The organism is Marinomonas gallaica, assembly GCF_001639745.1.
In the GTDB taxonomy this organism is placed as follows: Bacteria; Pseudomonadota; Gammaproteobacteria; order Pseudomonadales; family Marinomonadaceae; genus Marinomonas; species Marinomonas gallaica.
On the sequence record NZ_LTAX01000003.1, the window covers coordinates 200,713 to 217,799 of the forward strand.

General features: G+C 46.9%; 15 protein-coding genes. 6 read left to right on the plus strand and 9 right to left on the minus strand.

From position 1 onward, the window contains the following. Window positions 1-6: 6 nt before the first annotated feature. The 4 genes from trpD to AYW76_RS04895 form a co-directional block, all read right to left on the minus strand. Entirely contained in the window at window positions 7-1,056 is a 1,050-nt protein-coding gene (trpD, locus tag AYW76_RS04880) for an anthranilate phosphoribosyltransferase (protein ID WP_067032047.1), read from the minus strand. A gap of 10 nt (window positions 1,057-1,066) precedes the next feature. Then, the gene (locus tag AYW76_RS04885) at window positions 1,067-1,645 is read right to left on the minus strand and encodes an anthranilate synthase component II (RefSeq protein ID WP_067216515.1); all 579 of its coding nucleotides are present in this window, start codon (window positions 1,643-1,645) and stop codon (window positions 1,067-1,069) included. Between the two features lie 234 nt (window positions 1,646-1,879). Next, on the minus strand, window positions 1,880-2,845 hold the full coding sequence (locus tag AYW76_RS04890; RefSeq protein WP_067216518.1) for a PDR/VanB family oxidoreductase: 966 nt from the start codon (window positions 2,843-2,845) through the stop codon (window positions 1,880-1,882). An 11-nt stretch (window positions 2,846-2,856) separates the two neighbouring features. Continuing rightward, a complete protein-coding gene (locus AYW76_RS04895; protein ID WP_067216521.1) occupies window positions 2,857-3,945 on the minus strand; it encodes an aromatic ring-hydroxylating oxygenase subunit alpha in 1,089 nt (362 codons plus the stop codon). 190 nt (window positions 3,946-4,135) lie between these two features. Between AYW76_RS04895 and AYW76_RS04900 the strand changes: the two genes are divergently transcribed. From AYW76_RS04900 to AYW76_RS04910, 3 genes are all read left to right on the plus strand, one after another. Next, the gene (locus tag AYW76_RS04900; protein WP_067216524.1) at window positions 4,136-4,852 is read left to right on the plus strand and encodes a GntR family transcriptional regulator; all 717 of its coding nucleotides are present in this window, start codon (window positions 4,136-4,138) and stop codon (window positions 4,850-4,852) included. A gap of 104 nt (window positions 4,853-4,956) precedes the next feature. Next, complete coding sequence (locus AYW76_RS04905) at window positions 4,957-6,288, plus strand: magnesium transporter (RefSeq protein ID WP_067216527.1); 1,332 nt, start codon at window positions 4,957-4,959, stop codon at window positions 6,286-6,288. Window positions 6,289-6,311: 23 nt separating this feature from the next. After that, the gene (locus AYW76_RS04910) at window positions 6,312-7,553 is read left to right on the plus strand and encodes a mechanosensitive ion channel family protein (RefSeq protein ID WP_067216530.1); all 1,242 of its coding nucleotides are present in this window, start codon (window positions 6,312-6,314) and stop codon (window positions 7,551-7,553) included. Window positions 7,554-7,639: 86 nt separating this feature from the next. On the opposite strand, the gene AYW76_RS04915 is transcribed toward AYW76_RS04910, so the two are convergent. The 4 genes from AYW76_RS04915 to rpe are packed head-to-tail and all read right to left on the minus strand — an operon-like array spanning window position 7,640 to window position 11,571. Then, complete coding sequence (locus AYW76_RS04915) at window positions 7,640-9,673, minus strand: TonB-dependent copper receptor (RefSeq protein ID WP_067216534.1); 2,034 nt, start codon at window positions 9,671-9,673, stop codon at window positions 7,640-7,642. A 44-nt stretch (window positions 9,674-9,717) separates the two neighbouring features. Further along, window positions 9,718-10,161, minus strand: coding sequence for a DUF2946 domain-containing protein (locus tag AYW76_RS04920; RefSeq protein ID WP_067216538.1), 444 nt, complete (start codon window positions 10,159-10,161; stop codon window positions 9,718-9,720). Between the two features lie 58 nt (window positions 10,162-10,219). Further along, window positions 10,220-10,900 carry a phosphoglycolate phosphatase gene (locus AYW76_RS04925; protein WP_067216542.1) on the minus strand — a complete coding sequence of 227 codons (681 nt, stop codon included), beginning with the start codon at window positions 10,898-10,900 and terminating at the stop codon, window positions 10,220-10,222. Further along, window positions 10,900-11,571, minus strand: coding sequence for a ribulose-phosphate 3-epimerase (gene rpe, locus AYW76_RS04930; protein WP_067216545.1), 672 nt, complete (start codon window positions 11,569-11,571; stop codon window positions 10,900-10,902). The genes AYW76_RS04925 and rpe overlap by 1 nt, the downstream gene beginning before the upstream one ends. A gap of 74 nt (window positions 11,572-11,645) precedes the next feature. On the opposite strand from rpe, the gene AYW76_RS04935 reads away from it, so the two are divergent. Continuing rightward, complete coding sequence (locus AYW76_RS04935) at window positions 11,646-12,617, plus strand: DUF3530 family protein (protein ID WP_067216549.1); 972 nt, start codon at window positions 11,646-11,648, stop codon at window positions 12,615-12,617. Between the two features lie 15 nt (window positions 12,618-12,632). Here AYW76_RS04935 and djlA read toward each other — a convergent pair whose 3' ends face one another. Next, the gene (gene djlA / locus AYW76_RS04940; RefSeq protein ID WP_067216552.1) at window positions 12,633-13,424 is read right to left on the minus strand and encodes a co-chaperone DjlA; all 792 of its coding nucleotides are present in this window, start codon (window positions 13,422-13,424) and stop codon (window positions 12,633-12,635) included. Window positions 13,425-13,550: 126 nt separating this feature from the next. Here djlA and AYW76_RS04945 point away from each other — a divergent pair, with 126 nt between their 5' ends. Next, window positions 13,551-15,815 (plus strand): LPS-assembly protein LptD, encoded by a 2,265-nt coding sequence (locus AYW76_RS04945; protein ID WP_067216555.1) that lies wholly within the window; start codon window positions 13,551-13,553, stop codon window positions 15,813-15,815. Further along, complete coding sequence (locus tag AYW76_RS04950) at window positions 15,815-17,080, plus strand: peptidylprolyl isomerase (protein WP_067216559.1); 1,266 nt, start codon at window positions 15,815-15,817, stop codon at window positions 17,078-17,080. Before AYW76_RS04945 ends, AYW76_RS04950 begins: the two co-directional genes overlap by 1 nt. The last annotated feature ends 7 nt before the right edge of the window (window positions 17,081-17,087 follow it).

A 17,087-nucleotide genomic window follows, 5' to 3' on the forward strand; every position in this document is an offset into this window, starting at 1 on the left:
CCTCTATTAGTCTGCTGCTTCTGTCGACTCTGGCATATAGCAACGTGAAAAACTGGCCAGCTCTTGTAATTTGATTTTTGCTAAGCCGCCACCAATGACATCTTCCGCAATGGCCACACCTTCTTTAAGGCTGTCCGCCACACCAGACACATAAATTGCAGCACCGGCATTCAATGCCACAATATCACGTGGAGCGTTTACAACACCCTTACCTTCAATCGCAACTTTCAGCATAGCCAAACTGCTTTCAGGATCTTCTGTTTGCACACTGGCCAACGGCTGACGCTCCATCCCAAAATCTTCAGGGGCAATTTCGTACTCAGTAATCTGACCGTCTTTCAGTTCTGCAACATAGGTTTTATCTGAAATGCTGATTTCATCAAGCCCATCCGCGGAATGCACAACCAACACATGCTTACTGCCCAATGCTTGTAACGCTTCAGCGATTGGACGCACCCAATAACGATCAAACACCCCCATGACTTGACGTTTCGCGCCAGCGGGATTCGTTAACGGTCCAAGCAAGTTAAAGATCGTTCGCGTTGCCATTTCTTTACGTGGCGCAATCGCGTACTGCATCGCTGAGTGATAATTAGGCGCAAACATAAAGCCCAAACCAATCTCTTGCACGCTGCGCTTTACTTGCTCGCTGGTCAAATTTAAATAAACACCCGCTCTTTCTAAAACATCTGCACTGCCGGATTTTGACGACACCGAGCGGCCACCGTGCTTGGCAACATGCGCCCCCGCACCCGCAGCAACAAAGGCAGAAGCGGTTGACACATTAAACAAGTTACCGCCATCGCCACCGGTTCCGCAAGTATCTACAATCTCATCTCCACCAAGATCTACTTTGGTGGACAATTCGCGCATCACTTGAGCCGCGGCAATAATTTCATCAACTGTCTCACCTTTCATACGTAAGCCAATCAAAAAACCACCAATCTGTGCATCGGTAGTTTGACATGTCATGATGCTGTTCATGACATCACGCATTTCTTCACCGGATAGATCCTGCTTATTTACTACTCGAGCGATCGCCTGTTGTATGTCCACCAGCCAACTCCTACTGTTTGAAAAAATTATCTAATAGAGCGTGACCATGCTCCGTCAAAATCGACTCAGGATGAAATTGCACCCCTTCTATGTTCATAGATGTGTGACGCAACCCCATGATTTCATCCAGCTCACCTTGCTCGTTCTGTGTCCACGCGGTCACATCAAAACAATCCGGCAGCGTTGCTTGCTTCACGACCAATGAATGGTAACGGGTAGCATTGTAGGGATTCGGCAAATCACGGAACACACCAATTCCTTTATGGTACACCTTAGAGGTTTTACCATGCATTACTGTTTTGGCACGAATTACATCACCACCAAAGACTTGTGCAATACTTTGATGCCCAAGACAAATACCTAAAATAGGAATATGGCCGGCAAAAGTGTTAATTGCAGCCAAAGATATCCCTGCCTCATTGGGCGTACACGGACCTGGGGAGATGACGATATGACTTGGCGCAAGCGCCTCAATATCTTGGATCGTAAGCGCATCATTACGACGCACATCGACTTCATAACCTAACTCACGAATGTACTGCACCAAGTTATAGGTGAACGAATCGTAGTTATCGATCATCAGAACCATAGAGTTTTAAACCACTGAAATGTAAAACTTTTTAGATAGTCAGCCCAATGGTTTCCTCTACTTTCCCTTACAGGTGATCAATGGAGGTATTTTGAGCTCGCACAATACTACATGATTGTCATATTGCGCGCTATGCAACGACGCTAATCGGCACACCAGCATGCTTTACAGACAAAAAAAACGCCAGACATATAAGTCCAGCGCTTTGTTTGACAAAAAAAGCACTCTGAGCGGTTACAAATCGAGCTCGATGACATCGCCCGCATTTTTTGCGCGAGAACAACAAGTCAGTATTTGTTTGCCTTCCGCTTTTTCTTGTTTGCTTAAGAACACATCACGATGCTCAATATCGCCGCTAATCACGTCCGTTAGGCAGGTACCACAAACGCCCTCACAACATGAAACAGGAACAAAAAGAGCATGCTCTTCCAAGACATCGCTAATGGATTGGTTAGCGGCAACCTCAAACACTTGACCAGTACTAGCGACTTTCACTTGGAAAGCGTGATTATCCCCCTGATCAATGTCCATGGCTGGCGCAGCAAAGAATTCCCGATGCAGCTTCTCTTCAGGCCAATTCAGTGCCTGCGCATGTTCTAATACGCTTGAGATAAATTCAGCCGGGCCACAGACATACAAATCCGAATCAGCAACATGCTGACTCAGAACCGAACGGATATCCATACGCCCAGACGTTTGCGGTTCACTACTAAAATGGAACTGCATTTTATCGGCAAACGAGGCTTGCTTAAGAATGCCACTAAACGCCGCGGTACGAGGCGATTTACCGCAATAGTGAAACTCAAATGTCGTGCCTGCACATTGCAGCGTTTGCGCCATGGGCAACAATGGCGTTACACCAATGCCTCCTGCGATTAGAAGAGACTTGGCTTCTTTGCTTCGCAATGGAAAATGATTTTTAGGTTCACTGACGTGAACCACCTCCCCTATGGTTAAAGCATGCACTTCTGTAGATCCACCTCGTGATTGCGGGTCTTTTAAAACCGCGATTTCGTAATAGCGTGGATCTGATTGCAAGCGGCACAACGAGTACTGTCTTACCAAACCACTTGGCAACCTGATATCTATGTGAGCGCCCGCCTCAAATGAAGGTAGCGCCGTATCATTGGCCTTACCCAATACTAAACGCACTACTGCTGCGGCTTCATCCACTTTATTTAACACAACGACTTCAATCATAATAACCGCCCTCAGAATGAGATCGTTTGCAATGGCACTTCGTTTGACGCAATTTTGCTCGCATTTTCCGCCTTAATAATACGTTCAATCACACGACGAGACTGAACACCACCCGCATCAATATTCAACTTCAAAAGATCGTAGTCAGGGAACGCTTTTAAGTTGGCTTGTTGGCGTTCTAGCACGTCTAAATCTTCTTGAAAAATACCGCCTTGTCCTTCGCGAATAGAGTCTGTAAGAGCTTGATCATCGGCTTTAAAGTTGCGCGCCATGCCCCAGAAATACCACATAGTGTCTTCTGTTTCAGGGGTAATAAAGTCGACAACAATGCTGCTCGCTTTCTTTGCTTTCGGCGCATCAAACCCGCCATTACCTTCAAGTGCGACACCTACATCAATCATGACATGAGACGGTGGTGTAAAGCGGCAGCGCTGCCAACGATCCACAGACGCGTCTTTTGGCAAACCATTCGCTTCCAGAGCTGCTTGCCAAAATGGCGGTGCTGTAATGTTTTCCATGGTTCGGCTGGTAATCACTTCGTCACCGTTAACACTGGTGTCTACTGGCGATTCATCGATTTCTTTCTGCCCAATGCTGGACGCGTGCACATAGGTTTCGTGGGTCAAATCCATTAGATTGTCGATCATTAAACGGTAATCACAATGAATATGGTACAAACCGCCGCCGTAGGCCCAATCGTCACTCACCGCCCACTCTTGAACAGGAATCAAACTAGAGTCAGCTAAGTCTTGATCACCCGGCCACACCCAAATAAAACCGTAACGCTCTTCCACAGCAAACGACTTCATACACGGAAAGCCTTGCACACGCTGTAAGGGCATTTCTTTGGTTTCACCATCAGCGCCCATTTTCAAACCATGGTAACCGCACACCAACAGCCCATCTTCTACATAGCCTAACGACATGGCTGCACCACGGTGGGGACAAAAGTCTCGCACAGCGGCAATTTCGTTGGCTGATGGACGGTAGAAGGCGATGCTCTCCCCACAAATTTTACGCCCTAATGGCTTCTCTGTGCCGATTTCGTCAGACATCGCTGCGACATACCACGTGTTTTTTGGGAAAGTTGGCTGGCTCATACAAATCTCCTAATTGTTTTATTTTTGTTCTGTATGGATCCAATATAGCCCTATTTAGAGGATGGCACCCATTAAAAAAACGCATAAATGGATCCAATAAATAGATATTGCGCTCAATTAAGCAATATTTTTACTTTATCCACTGGTTTAGAGCATAATATTGGATCCAATAAAAACTTGGTTTAACGCTATGAAGAAGACCCAATCGAACGTTGTCACCTCACTTCGTCAAATGATTCTAGACGGCGAGTTAAAAGCAGGAGCGCGCTTGGCGGAAATCCCGACGTCAGAAAAGCTTGGAGTTTCACGAACTCCTGTTCGTATTGCCTTTCGTGCTCTGGAACAAGAGGGCCTGCTAACTAAGCTACCCCGTCGTGGTTACGAAGTGCGCTCTGTCTCGACTGAGGAAATCATTGGTGCGGTAGAAGTGCGTGGTGTACTGGAAGGCTTGGCAGCTCGACAAGCCGCGGAACGGGGGTTGAGTGAGGACCACCAAAAAGCCTTAGCGGTACTACTTGAAGAAGGTGATCGAATCCTAGCAGTTAAAGAGTTGAGCGAGTCCGACTTGGAACACTACCAACAAATGAACAAGCGTTTTCATGATATTGTCATTGAAGCAGCTCATAATCCGGCCATCCATGCCGCGTTGAGCCGTAACGAACATTTACCTTTTGCCTCCGCCAGCGCATTAGCATTCGATAAAGCACACATGTTGCGTGAAGCTAAACGCTTTGAGTTTGCGCACATGCAACATCACCATGTGTATCATGCCATTGTAAATGGCTTAGGCACACGCGCCGAAGGCATCATGCGCGAACATGCTAATGCAACGCTTGGCTACATAAATAGCCCACGAAATGCTGACCAATTAACAGTGATAAGCGAACGTGATACTCAAAACACCTAAAAACGCTCTAAATACAACGTTTTATAGATGTTTAGTTGATTGATTCTAAAGGTGAATTCACTCACACTGACAGCATTAAAAAAAGATGTATAAGGGGTCAGCCCGTGTCCAACCCGATCGCAGAACTGATTGAACTACTCACTCAAGAAAACATTTCTACCATCGCTATTAATCAGGCCATCAGTTCGATGCCCCCTGATGATGTCGCCCTAGCCCTTGAGTCGATCCCAGTCGCCCAACGACGCTTTGTTTGGGACAGTATTAAACAGACCAATCGCTTAGACATTTTGGTGGAGATGCGTGGCGAATCGCGCCTACTTCTATTAAAAGAGCTGAACGAGTTTGAAATAGCGGAACTCTTTTCAGACGTAGACGCTGAAGATCTGCTGGAGATCGCAGATTCCCTGCCAGATCCTATGATCGACATTGCGTTGCAAAAGATGGACGCCAAACAACGGGATTACTACCGTCAGGGCGTCACTTACGAAGAGGATGAAGTAGGTCGCTGGGTCGACCACGAACTATTGGTGGCCGCGCAATCAATTCGTGTATCGGAAGCCATGCGCTTATTCCGCCGTACCACCGCATCCTATTCAAACACCATGTACTTGGTTAATCGAACGGGGCGTTGGGTCGGGTGTGTGCATCTAAAAACCCTGCTGAATGCACAACCCCATGAGCATGTCTCTGGGCTAATGGAAGAAGATTTTCCTTTTCTTGAAGCGCAAACCGATGTCATAAAAGCAGCTGACTTACTTGAAAAAAGCGAAGTCTCTGCGCTGCCAGTATTAGATGAAAACCATTTATTAGTGGGCCGCTTTCATGCAGGTCATGCCTTAGAAGCCCGCCGTTTAGAGCAAGAAGCGGTGCAGATGTCGAACACCGGTCTCGACGAAGACTCGGACTTATTCTCGCCGGTTCGACGCAGTGCTACCTCTCGTGGTTTGTGGCTAGGTATCAACTTACTGACCGCGTTTATGGCCTCCGCATTCATTGGCTTGTTTGAAGCAACACTTGAGCAAGTGGTGGCCTTAGCCGTGTTAATGCCAATCGTAGCATCGATGGGCGGCATTGCAGGCAGCCAAACATTAACACTGATTGTTCGTGGTTTGGCTTTAGGGCAGATCACCCGTGCCAACTTAGTCTCACTTTTAAAGAAAGAACTTCAAGTGGGCGGTTTAAATGGCATTGTTTGGTCGTTGAGTATCGGTGCCGTCGTCTCTTGGTGGTTCCAAAGCCCACTGCTCGGGTTGGTAATTGCACTGGCTATCGTTATTAATATCTTAATGGCTGCACTTTCTGGCGTCATAATCCCTGTGGTATTGGATAAACTCAAAATCGACCCAGCTTTATCAGGCTCTGTAATCTTAACAACGGTAACGGATATCGCCGGTTACATCGCTTTCTTAGGCTTGGGTACATTGTTATTACTGTAAAGAACAGCACATAAGGACCTTAAATGAACTGGACTTGGGAAGAGATTCAACCGTATCTAGGTCTTGGCGATGAGCCTATGCACTGGATCGTAAAAATCTTCATCATTGTATTTGCGACACTGGTGATAAATTTTGTCATCAATAAATTGCTACTTCGTCTCGATGATAAACTAAAGCAAACACGTAACCCTTGGGACAACATGGTAGTCGAGTCAGCTCGGCTACCAATGCGCCTTTTAATTTGGCTAATCGGTTTCAGTATTGCCGTTGAAATTCCAGACGCAAACTTTGATGAGAACATTACTGAGATTGTCCTTAAAGTTCGAGAAGTGGGTGTTATCGCAATTTTTTCTTGGTTCCTATTACGCTGTGTAAAAGGAGTCGAACGCGCACTGACAACAGGGCATGCGACCAAAAAACCGGTTGATTACACCACCGCGAACGCTATTAGTAAGCTTTTGCGTGCGGCCGTTTTTATCACAGCGGCGCTCGTGATATTACAAACACTGGGCTTTAGTGTCTCTGGTGTTTTGGCTTTTGGTGGTTTTGGTGGTATCGCTGTTGGTTTTGCAGCGCGTGATTTACTTGCTAACTTATTTGGCGGTTTAGTGGTTCACTTAGACAGGCCTTTTTCAGTTGGCGACTGGATTCGCTCACCTGACCAAAATATCGAAGGTACGGTTGAAAACATAGGCTGGCGTCAAACCCGTATCCGCACCTTTGATATGCGCCCTCTGTATGTACCGAACGCCACGTTTTCGACCATTTCCGTCGAAAACCCATCTCGCATGTCACATCGTCGAATCAATGAAACAGTGGGTGTTCGCTACGGTGATTTCAGTAAATTGCAGAAAATCACTGCTGAGATTAAAGAAATGGTCGGCAACCATGATGAAATTGATAGTAACCAAATCTACATGGTTAACTTCAATCAATTTGGCCCGTCTTCACTCGACTTCTTTATCTACGCCTACACAAAAACCACGAATTGGGCTAAGTTCCATGATGTGAAACAGGACGTATTATTTCAAGCCATGAAAATCATTGAAAATCACGGCGCGGAAGTGGCCTTCCCGACTCGCACCTTGCATTTGTTTAATGAAAACGAAGTGGCTGACGAAGCGGAAGCCAACGAGCAAGCGGCTAAGCCACAAAGCGGCTCTCAATCAACAGAAACAAGTACTAAAGGCAGAGGTGGTAAAGCCGCCAACAGCCAAGCGCGCTCTGCTAAGGTTGGCGAAGTTGATGGTGATGGGGACGCCTAGTCTCACGTACGCACATCTCGAAGCATAAAAAAGGGGCATCATTGATGCCCCTTTCTCGTTTAAGCGCTCCTAATCCTTACAACCTCTTAGAACTTAGCGGCAACACTCGCCCAAACGGTACGTCCAGGCTCATTGAATGACGTATCCGCAGGGTAGCCAAACGCAGAGCTACCAGCTTTATTCAAGTGTTCGGTGTACGTACGATCGAAAAGATTATCAATGCCGGCACTCAAGGTCACGACCTCATTAAAGCGGTATTCACCATTAAGATCGATGGTGGTAAACCCTGTCGACTCAGCAAAATCATACCCCACAACATTGCCTTTATCTTTAGCAATACGATCTTGTTTCGCGACTAAACGCAACACAGAATTAATGGTCCAGTCTTGCTCATCGTAGGTAATGCCTAGTTTGGTTTCCAATGGTGCAATCTGTGGCAACGGCTCACCGTCTGTACGGTTTCTGCCCCACGCATAAGCCAAAGATGCATTCGTACTCCAGTTGTCGGTCAACTGGTAACGTGCACCTGTTTCAGCCCCTGCAATATACCCATCAACATTACCCACTTGCGTCATACCCGAATAATCAAAGATGATGTAATCGTCAACTATCCCCGCGTAAGCAGATGCCCACCAAGTCATTGCGTTTTGCTGATAGTTTATACCTAGATCTAATTGCGTTGTCTGCTCTGGTTGAACACCTGCAAACGCGTTGACATCGCCTGACAAGCTGCCATTGCTTGGCTTCATTTCCCAGTAATCTGGGAAGCGTTCCACATAGCCAAGACCAATATAGGTACTGGCAGGTAACGTTGTAAGATCACTTTCTAGACGAAAGAAGCCACTGATTAAATCGTCGCTACGTTCTTGGCCAGCCGTTGCCGTTGACGCTAATTCATCTGTTGCTGTCACATGATCAACGCGCAATCCAGTGACCCATTGCTGGGTATCATTCGCAAACCACGTTAGCTCTGAGAACAACCCCGCTTGATCGCTGCTGTAGTCCACCATGGTATTGGCGGTATTAATCCCGCGACGATGTTCTTCTTGCTTAGCATCAATACCGACCACCAAAGAGTAGTTTCGCCAATCCCAAGTAGAGGCAACACGACCACTTCTTGTACGACGATCTAATTCCATTGCCATCGGCATACCACCCATGCTCATTCCCCCCATACCACTCATAGGTGCTGGATCTCGCAAGGTAAAGTTATCCATAATATGATCGGCATAACCATAATTATACTGCGCTTCTAATTTGCTCCAGCGATCGCCTAGATTGCGCTTTTCAAAACGTAATGCTGCCGTTTCACGCAGGAACTTGGTGCCATCCATGGAGCGGCCAGCGTACTTCGACTCGCCATCACCTCGGCTTACTTCCAACTCTAGCAGTGTGTCTTCGTCCGGCGTCCAGCCTATGGCAGCATTGGTATTCCACTTATCCCATTCAGATGCCACCACATTGTCGTCGCCATCCTCGTAATCATCGGACTCCGACGCATTGGCACCAAGACGTAAATAGCCTTTTTCATTCCCGACTGCACCTTCAAGAAAACGGTCTAAACGACCATTCGAGCCGACCAGTGCACGGGCTTCAAAGCGCTGATTTTTGTCTGAGAAGTCTTCCGCCTGACGATCAAAGCGAACGGTCGCAGCAGAACTCCCCGGCCCCCATAGTACGGTTTGTGGGCCCTTTACAATGGTCACTTCATCATAAGTGTAAGGGTTAATATAAGCGCTTGGATTATCCATGCGGTTCGGACAAGCACCTGCCATTTGCGCACCATTGGTCAAAATGGCTAGACGCGAGCCAAACATGCCTCGGAACGTCGGATCACCATTCGTACCACCATTTCCTACTGCAGAAAAGCCCGGAATTTGCGTCAACACTGTCGCGCCATCCGTAGCAGATTGTAGAACAGGCGTTTCGCTTAACTGGACACGGGTCGTGGACGGTGCCGTAAGTTCTGGTGCCGAGACTACAATGGCATTATTTAATAACCGTGTTTCTTGGGCCATTGCCTGATTAGCCAACAGTAGTGCCATTGCTAAAGGCGCTAGAGTAAATAGACGTGTGCTGTTCTGTGGACGTGTTTGTCCACAAGTTTGATGATTCATCATTCTTGAGTTCTCTAAATCAGTTTAATAAAAAGTAGGGCGTTGAATTAACTGTTTAGAGGCGGCGGGGCGCGATTAGGGGCATGCAAAAACAACGCATCGGAGACATGAGCGCTGCGAATCGAGGCAACTTCTCCCGACAACGCAGGCAGGGTAACCGACGCATACTGCGGGATGTGATGACTTAAAAAAGGAAAGTGTTGTACCAGTGAACAGTATTCACACTGCTCGTACCACATGTGCTTGTGGTCAGCGCCATGATGCCCCATGCTTGACGTTTGTACGTCATCGCCACAAACCCAACTTGGGGATAGCGAGGAAGAATGGGGCTCGGCATTCAGCTGACCGACCAACGGACCAAAGGTTAACAGCATCATGGCCAAAAGGCCCATGCGTGCTAACGCTACCGCTTGATGAGTAAAGTGCTTCAGCATACCGTCCAGTCCATAACAAGGCGCAGGTATTTTAAGCAAAAAAAATGGCAACGTCATGCCTAAATCCGCACAAACATTACCATTTTCTGATATAGATCGTTTCTAAAGCCAATGTTTACATCAATAATTCCGCTAAATCATCGATCAAGGCGTCGGCTTCAAGTTCCCTCAAATCAACGCCGTGATTATAACCGTACGTTACCAGCGCCACTTTAAAACCTGCGGCCTTCGCTGCACGGTAATCGGCTAGCGAGTCACCAATCATTAAACACTTTTCAGGCAAAGCTTCGATATCTTCCATGCAATGCTGCAATGGCATCGGCGAAGGTTTTTTCTCGCTTAAGGAATCACCGCCCAGCATCCAACTGAAGTAGGTTGAAATACCAAAATGATCCAACAGTGGCTTAATAAACAGACTTGGCTTATTCGTCACTAACGCCATAGGCACTTTTTGATATTTAAACGCTTTGAGCAAAGATTCTACATTTGCATACAGTTTCGAAGCGCCAGCAAGATTAATGAAGTATTCTTTTAAGAAGATTTGATAGCCTTCTTCATAGCGATCTTCTCCCAACCCAGCCCACTCCATGGCTTGCTGAACCAGTTTAGCGGAGCCATACCCTACCCAACCGCGCACGCGTTCTTCTCCAGCGGGCGTCGCACCAAGTGTCACTAGGCTCTTGTCCATTGCTGCGGCAATGTCTGGCACACTGTCCACCAAAGTACCATCAAGATCCAAACACACCAGTTCTGGCCACCCATCAAACATGGTTTTAAAATGTCTCGGGGTTCTCATTACTTCACACCAGCCAACTCGGCACGCATTTGATCAATCACAGCTTTGTAGTCAGGCTTGTTAAAAATAGCGGAGCCCGCTACGAAAGTATCAGCACCTGCAGCCGCAATCTCTGCAATATTTTTCTCGCTCACACCACCATCCACTTCAAGACGAATGTCATAACCGCTTTCATCGATCAAACGACGCGCTTCACGTAATTTAGCTAACGTTGAAGGAATAAATTTCTGGCCACCGAAGCCTGGATTCACCGACATCAGTAGAATCATGTCGACCTTATCCATTACATATTTCAGATCATCAAGCGGTGTCGCAGGGTTAAATACTAGACCAGACTTACAGCCCCCTTCGCGAATCATTTGTAACGAGCGATCAATGTGCTCACTGCCTTGTGGATGAAACGTAATGTAGCTGGCACCAGCTTCAATAAAGTCACCAATCAAACGATCAACAGGCTTCACCATCAAATGGACATCAATATCGGCTGTCACACCATGATTCCGTAATGCTTTACATACCATCGGACCAATCGTTAAGTTGGGTACATAGTGGTTATCCATGACATCAAAGTGAACGATATCAGCACCCGCTTCCAATACGTTATCTACTTCTTCTCCTAAACGAGCGAAGTCAGCTGATAAAATAGACGGCGCAATTAGAAAGTCTTTCATATTTCTCTCCGGCAGTGACAGAATGTTGTTTGCGCAATATTCTAACAAGGCCGATTGCATAAGTATTGAATACAATGAAGAAAATAACGCTGGCCACTTGGCTTTTATTGCTCAGCCCTGCTGTCTTATGGGCTGAGGGTGAAGAGAACGAAACATCTCCAGATGCACCTGCGGGGGCGCCTTCTGTGATACAGAGTGATGTGCCACGGGTCATGCCGACACCTCAAGAAACTCGTATTGCGGGGCTGATCAATCGCCTTAGTGAAAACCACTCTCATGAAATTGAGACGCTAACCGCTGAAGGCGAAGAGTTCTTAGGACTTTTTAGGGAATCCGAAAGCGGTGATCCTCAAGGTTGCGTGATCATTTTACATGGCGATCATGGCCACCCTGATTGGCCTCAAGTTGTCTCGCCGCTCAGAGAAAAACTCACTCAGCACAGCTGGTGTACGTTAGCCATAGAAATACCAGACATACGTAATCGCGCAACGCCCGTGCAAATTCAGGCTGAGCCAACTCAAGACACACAAGATGACAACACACCTGAATTACCGAATGAGGCAACCGTATTCGCGCGCATTGATGCGGCCGTAGCGTTGACCCAAGACAAAGGCTATAGCCAAGTTGTCTATCTTGGTTACCGAACTGGAGCCGCATATGCTTTACGCTACACCGCTGAAAAAGGCACCTCTAATCAAGCTCTTATTCTGATTGAGCCACGCACTTCGTTACCTGTGAGCGAATACGATCTGGCTCAAAACATAGAACGCTTGCGTTTACCGGTGCTGGATTATTATTTTAACCGAAATACTCTGGTAGAACGATTTGCCAACTACCGCCAAGCTGCTGCCAATAAACGGACTAACCGCTCAGTAAACTATACTCAAATCGATGCACTGCCCGATGCCCGCTATGATCCGGCAGGAAATAAGCGTTTAGTGCAACGGGTTTGGGGCTTTTTGAAACAGAATACGAATCAGCAGAGTCAGAGAAAAGAGCTGCCAGAATTTGAAAAAGAGCTGTTCTATAAAAGCCCAATCGACTGATTGGGCTTTTATTCATTATTTGCGAGATTTCTTGATCATCTCGTAAGCTGACTGGATTTCTTGAGTGCGCTCTTTCGCCAGCTCGATCATTTCATCTGGCAGGCCTTTCGCACTCAATTTGTCAGGGTGATTTTGACTCATCAGCCTGCGATAGGCTTTTTTGATTTCATCATCGGTCATACTTTGATTGACATCTAACACATCATAAGCGGCTTTTAGCAAGTCTGGAGAAGACTGACCTGACTGACCTTGACGCTGATAGCCTTGGTGAAAATGAGACTGACGCTTAATCTGCTCATGGATACTGTTGTATTCCGTTTCAGACATGCCCAATTTCACACAAATTTTCTCAAGCAGTGACTTTTCTTCTAACGATAAGTGACCGTCGGCATACGCTGACAGCAACAATACTTCGATTAAAGAGCGACGCAGCATGCCACCCCCAACCACTTGGCTAAAACGATTTAACACCGCATCGTCATCAAAGTTTTCTGACTTACCTTGATTAAATAACTCCTGAGCTTGACGCTGCGCTTCTGGCGACAGACGTAAACGCTGCATCACCGCCTTCGCCAGCTGAATCTCCTCTTCTGAAACACGGCCATCAGATTTCGCCAGTCGTCCCATCATTTGAAACAACGTTTGGAAAAACACTTGCTGCTGTTCCAGCAAAGAAGCGCCTGTGCGGCGGTATCCCCTACTTGATCCTTTAGCTCGGTCGATGAACATACCGATAAAAAAACCACCAACTAAGCCAAAAAAGCCGCCAAACAATAGGCCGACAATCGATCCAATCCATTTCCACATAAAGTATTTCTCCGAATCGGTAGCCCCTTAGGGGGCGCATAGATTATTATTTGTCGCCAATATGGACCGACAAGTGCAGCGCCTTATGTTCGCGCCAGCACGCAAATGAGATTTAGTATACTCCGCATGCCAAAGCATTTACGTTACTACGCACTATTATTTCAAAGTCTTTTCATCTTGCCTATGGCTGAGGCAAATGAATGGGACTGGGTACCTCGCGAATCACTAAGCGAATCACAGCAGGCAACACTTGGCCAGTATTGCCGTGGTGCGTACGTCGACAGCTGGCAAGTGGTCGATGGTGACAATACACACTTGCTCGCGGATCTGATCTATCGCGATGAGCAAGGCACTCTGTATATGGAAGGTGCCGCGACTTTACGTCAACCTCTATCAGAACTGGATGCCGATACAATTAAAGGCGTACCGGGGGATTATTATCAAGCTCAAGGCAATGTCGCGTTACGCTCAAAAGGGCAAGTAATCAGAAGTGACAACGCTTATATCAGTACCGCAGAAGGTAACCAGAGCGCGCAATTTGATAATGCTCGTTTCCTTGCGCACGATAGCCGCCTGAGAGGGGAAGCGGGGCAAATCGCACGAAACAAAGAAGGTCTGATTTTTATTAAAGAAGGCTTTTACACTACCTGTGAACCCGGTGAAGATAGTTGGCAACTGTATGGTTCTAGCATTGAGCTGGACACTGACAGTGGTTTCGGTACCGCTAAGCATGTTCAAATTCGTGTTCACGATGTGCCTATTTTCTACTTCCCTTGGCTGCGCTTCCCTCTGGATCAACGCCGTCAAACGGGGTTTTTGTTCCCCAGTTTTGGCTTTAGTGGCAAGCAGCTCACCCTGTCAACGCCCTACTATTTGAATCTTGCTCCCAATTACGATGCGACTATCACACCTAACCTAGTGATTCCGATCGTCTCTGAGGACAGCAATGATAAAGATGACAGCGGTCAAGGATTTGATATAGAGCTGCGCCATCTTGGCCAATATGGCAAAACCCAGTTTGAACAATCTACGTTTTACGATAACCATGGCAACGAAGGCACATTGCGCAAATTCACCAGTGACCAGCAACTCACTCAAAGCTTTGGTATTGGTGCTTACCTAGAAGATAACCCCACAGAAAACGTGGAACCGGACGTAAACAACACCAGCATTCAAGAAGAAGACAACTACGAGCGCCGAGGCTATGCTCGCTATAATCTGGGAAACTTTAGCTCGAATGTTCAAGTTCGACGCTTCCAGACACCCGATCCAACAGAAGATAAACCATTGGAATGGCTACCTCGCTTGAGCGCTTCTTATCGCTATGCGGATACCCGTTACAGCTATCGACCAGATGTTGAGTTCACCGACTTCTATGAGCCGGATAAAGAAGGCTCTGATGGCAAACGTATGGTATTGAACCAAGATATCAATATCAGTACGGGTAATGCTTGGGGTCAAGCTACGGCAGGCGTGTTACACCAATACCGCGACTACAGCTTGCATAATTACGATACCAAGCAAGACAAAGACACTAGCGTCAACCACCTGTCTTATTACTTAGATACCAGTGTTGTGTTCGATCGCCGCTTTAATACAGATTGGCGTCAAACATTAGAGCCACGGGTCAATTACTTATACGCACCTTACGAAGATCAATCTGACATTCCGGATTTTGACGCGAATGAAATGGAAATGACTTATGGGCAAGCCTTTTCTCATCGTCGCTTCAGCGGTAACGACCGCATCGGGGATACAGAACAAGTCGCACTGGGTTTAGAAAGCCGCCTTTACAATGGTAACAACATAAACCGTTGGACATTCCAAGGTGGGCAGGTATTTTACTTACGTGATCGCAAAGTCGACATTGATGGTGAGACAGGAAACATTGTAGACAGCAGCCATCATAGTCCAGTGCTAACCACAGCCGCTTACAACGGCGATAATTTCACACTGGCGAATCATTTTAACTATGATTTTGATGAAGATCGTGTAGATCTTGCGCAAACTGCTTTGAAATACACACCAGACAGTGGCTTTGTCTTCAATCTTAGTTTCTCATACCTACATGATGACAACGAAGATGATATGACGAAACAATCGAGTTTTGGCACCATCATTCCAATTAATGAAAACTGGCACTTCTTCCATCAGCAATCCTATGATTGGATAGACCGAGAGCAAACCGCTCAGGTGGAAGGGTTTGGCTATGAAAACTGCTGTGTCAAAACATCGTTTAGTTACCAACGCTGGCGTGATAATGACGGGCAGTTTGACGAAGGTGTATTCTTACAATTTATTTTACGTAGTTTAAGTGGTGTGGGGCGAACCAATTCGGATATCGACACCATCGCAGATGACTACTGGAACCAAGGCAAGGTCGGATATTAATGATGTATAAGAAGTTTATTTGCTCACTGTTAGTAACATCCGCAGCGTGGACAGCAGCACCTGTGCTTGCGGAGCCTGTGAAAATTGACGGTTTAGCAGCAGTCGTTGATGCTCGTCCGATTTTGGACAGTGATGTCAACGCCCGCTTCCAAGTGGTTAAAGACCGAATTCCTGGCGGCATACTGACCGATACCATCCACCGTCAAATCGTTAACCAGCTGATCGAAGAAGCTTTGCAAGTGAATTACGCACGCAAGCAAGGCATTCGAGCAAGCACCTCAGAAGTTGACCAAGCTATCATGGGCGTGGCGTCCAATTTCAACACCGATATCAATGGTCTAAAACAGCTTCTGGCGAACCAAGGTGTAGATTACAAACGCTACCGTCAGCAAATCGAAAATGAGATATTGATCGGCAAAGCGCGTCAACAAGTGGCTCAGTCCCGTATTTCTGTCACCGAGCAGGAAATTGAAGACTTTCTTCAAAATCAACAAGCAGACGGTCAAAACCAAGCAGAATTCCATCTTCGTCACATTGTTGTGCGCGCATCGGATGTCGCGGAAGCACGAGCGCAAATTGAAGCGATTGCGGACCAAATTGGTTCAGAGCAAGATTTCATTAACCAAGCCATTGCCAATTCTCAAGGCCAATTTGCAATCGAAGGTGGCGACCTAGGCTGGCGTAAAGCGAATGAGCTACCCCGTCTGTTTACGCAAGCGGTTAGTTCACAAGAAGAAGGTACTTTAGTCGGCCCATTGCAAAGTAACGCAGGCTTTCACCTATTATGGGTGATTGAAAAACGCTCACAAGATGTCGCCGTTCAGCAAGAGACGAAAGTCAGCCACTTACTGTTGCGCCCAAATGAAATCCGCAACAATAAACAAACTCGCGAATTGGCTGAGCAACTTCACACTCGCTTAGAACAAGGCGCTAACTTTGCCGACCTTGCTCGCGAGTACAGTGAAGACCAAGGTTCGACCATTCAAGGCGGTGACTTGGGCTGGGTAACACCAGGAACCATGGTGCCTGAATTTGAAGAGATGATGAACAAAACACCTGTGGGCAGTATCAGTGAACCGTTCCAGTCTCAATTCGGCTGGCATATTCTTGAAGTCGATGGTCGTCGTCAAAACGATATCAGCGATCAAGTAAAGCGTCGTAATGCAGAGCGTGCAATCATGACCCAGAAGCAAGACTTTGTTTTGGATAACTGGCTATCTGAGCTGCGTGCCGATGCGTTCATTGACCGCAAAAGCGACTCATAAAGGAGCG

Coding starts and splice junctions, on each gene's coding strand:
- AYW76_RS04885 (WP_067216515.1), bottom strand. CDS start 1,645: ATGGTTCTGATGATCGATAACTACGATTCGTTCACCTATAACTTGGTG.
- AYW76_RS04890 (WP_067216518.1), bottom strand. CDS start 2,845: ATGATTGAAGTCGTTGTGTTAAATAAAGTGGATGAAGCCGCAGCAGTA.
- AYW76_RS04895 (WP_067216521.1), bottom strand. CDS start 3,945: ATGAGCCAGCCAACTTTCCCAAAAAACACGTGGTATGTCGCAGCGATG.
- AYW76_RS04900 (WP_067216524.1), top strand. CDS start 4,136: ATGAAGAAGACCCAATCGAACGTTGTCACCTCACTTCGTCAAATGATT.
- AYW76_RS04910 (WP_067216530.1), top strand. CDS start 6,312: ATGAACTGGACTTGGGAAGAGATTCAACCGTATCTAGGTCTTGGCGAT.
- AYW76_RS04915 (WP_067216534.1), bottom strand. CDS start 9,673: ATGATGAATCATCAAACTTGTGGACAAACACGTCCACAGAACAGCACA.
- AYW76_RS04920 (WP_067216538.1), bottom strand. CDS start 10,161: ATGACGTTGCCATTTTTTTTGCTTAAAATACCTGCGCCTTGTTATGGA.
- AYW76_RS04925 (WP_067216542.1), bottom strand. CDS start 10,900: ATGAGAACCCCGAGACATTTTAAAACCATGTTTGATGGGTGGCCAGAA.
- rpe (WP_067216545.1), bottom strand. CDS start 11,571: ATGAAAGACTTTCTAATTGCGCCGTCTATTTTATCAGCTGACTTCGCT.
- AYW76_RS04935 (WP_067216549.1), top strand. CDS start 11,646: ATGAAGAAAATAACGCTGGCCACTTGGCTTTTATTGCTCAGCCCTGCT.
- djlA (WP_067216552.1), bottom strand. CDS start 13,424: ATGTGGAAATGGATTGGATCGATTGTCGGCCTATTGTTTGGCGGCTTT.
- AYW76_RS04945 (WP_067216555.1), top strand. CDS start 13,551: ATGCCAAAGCATTTACGTTACTACGCACTATTATTTCAAAGTCTTTTC.
- AYW76_RS04950 (WP_067216559.1), top strand. CDS start 15,815: ATGATGTATAAGAAGTTTATTTGCTCACTGTTAGTAACATCCGCAGCG.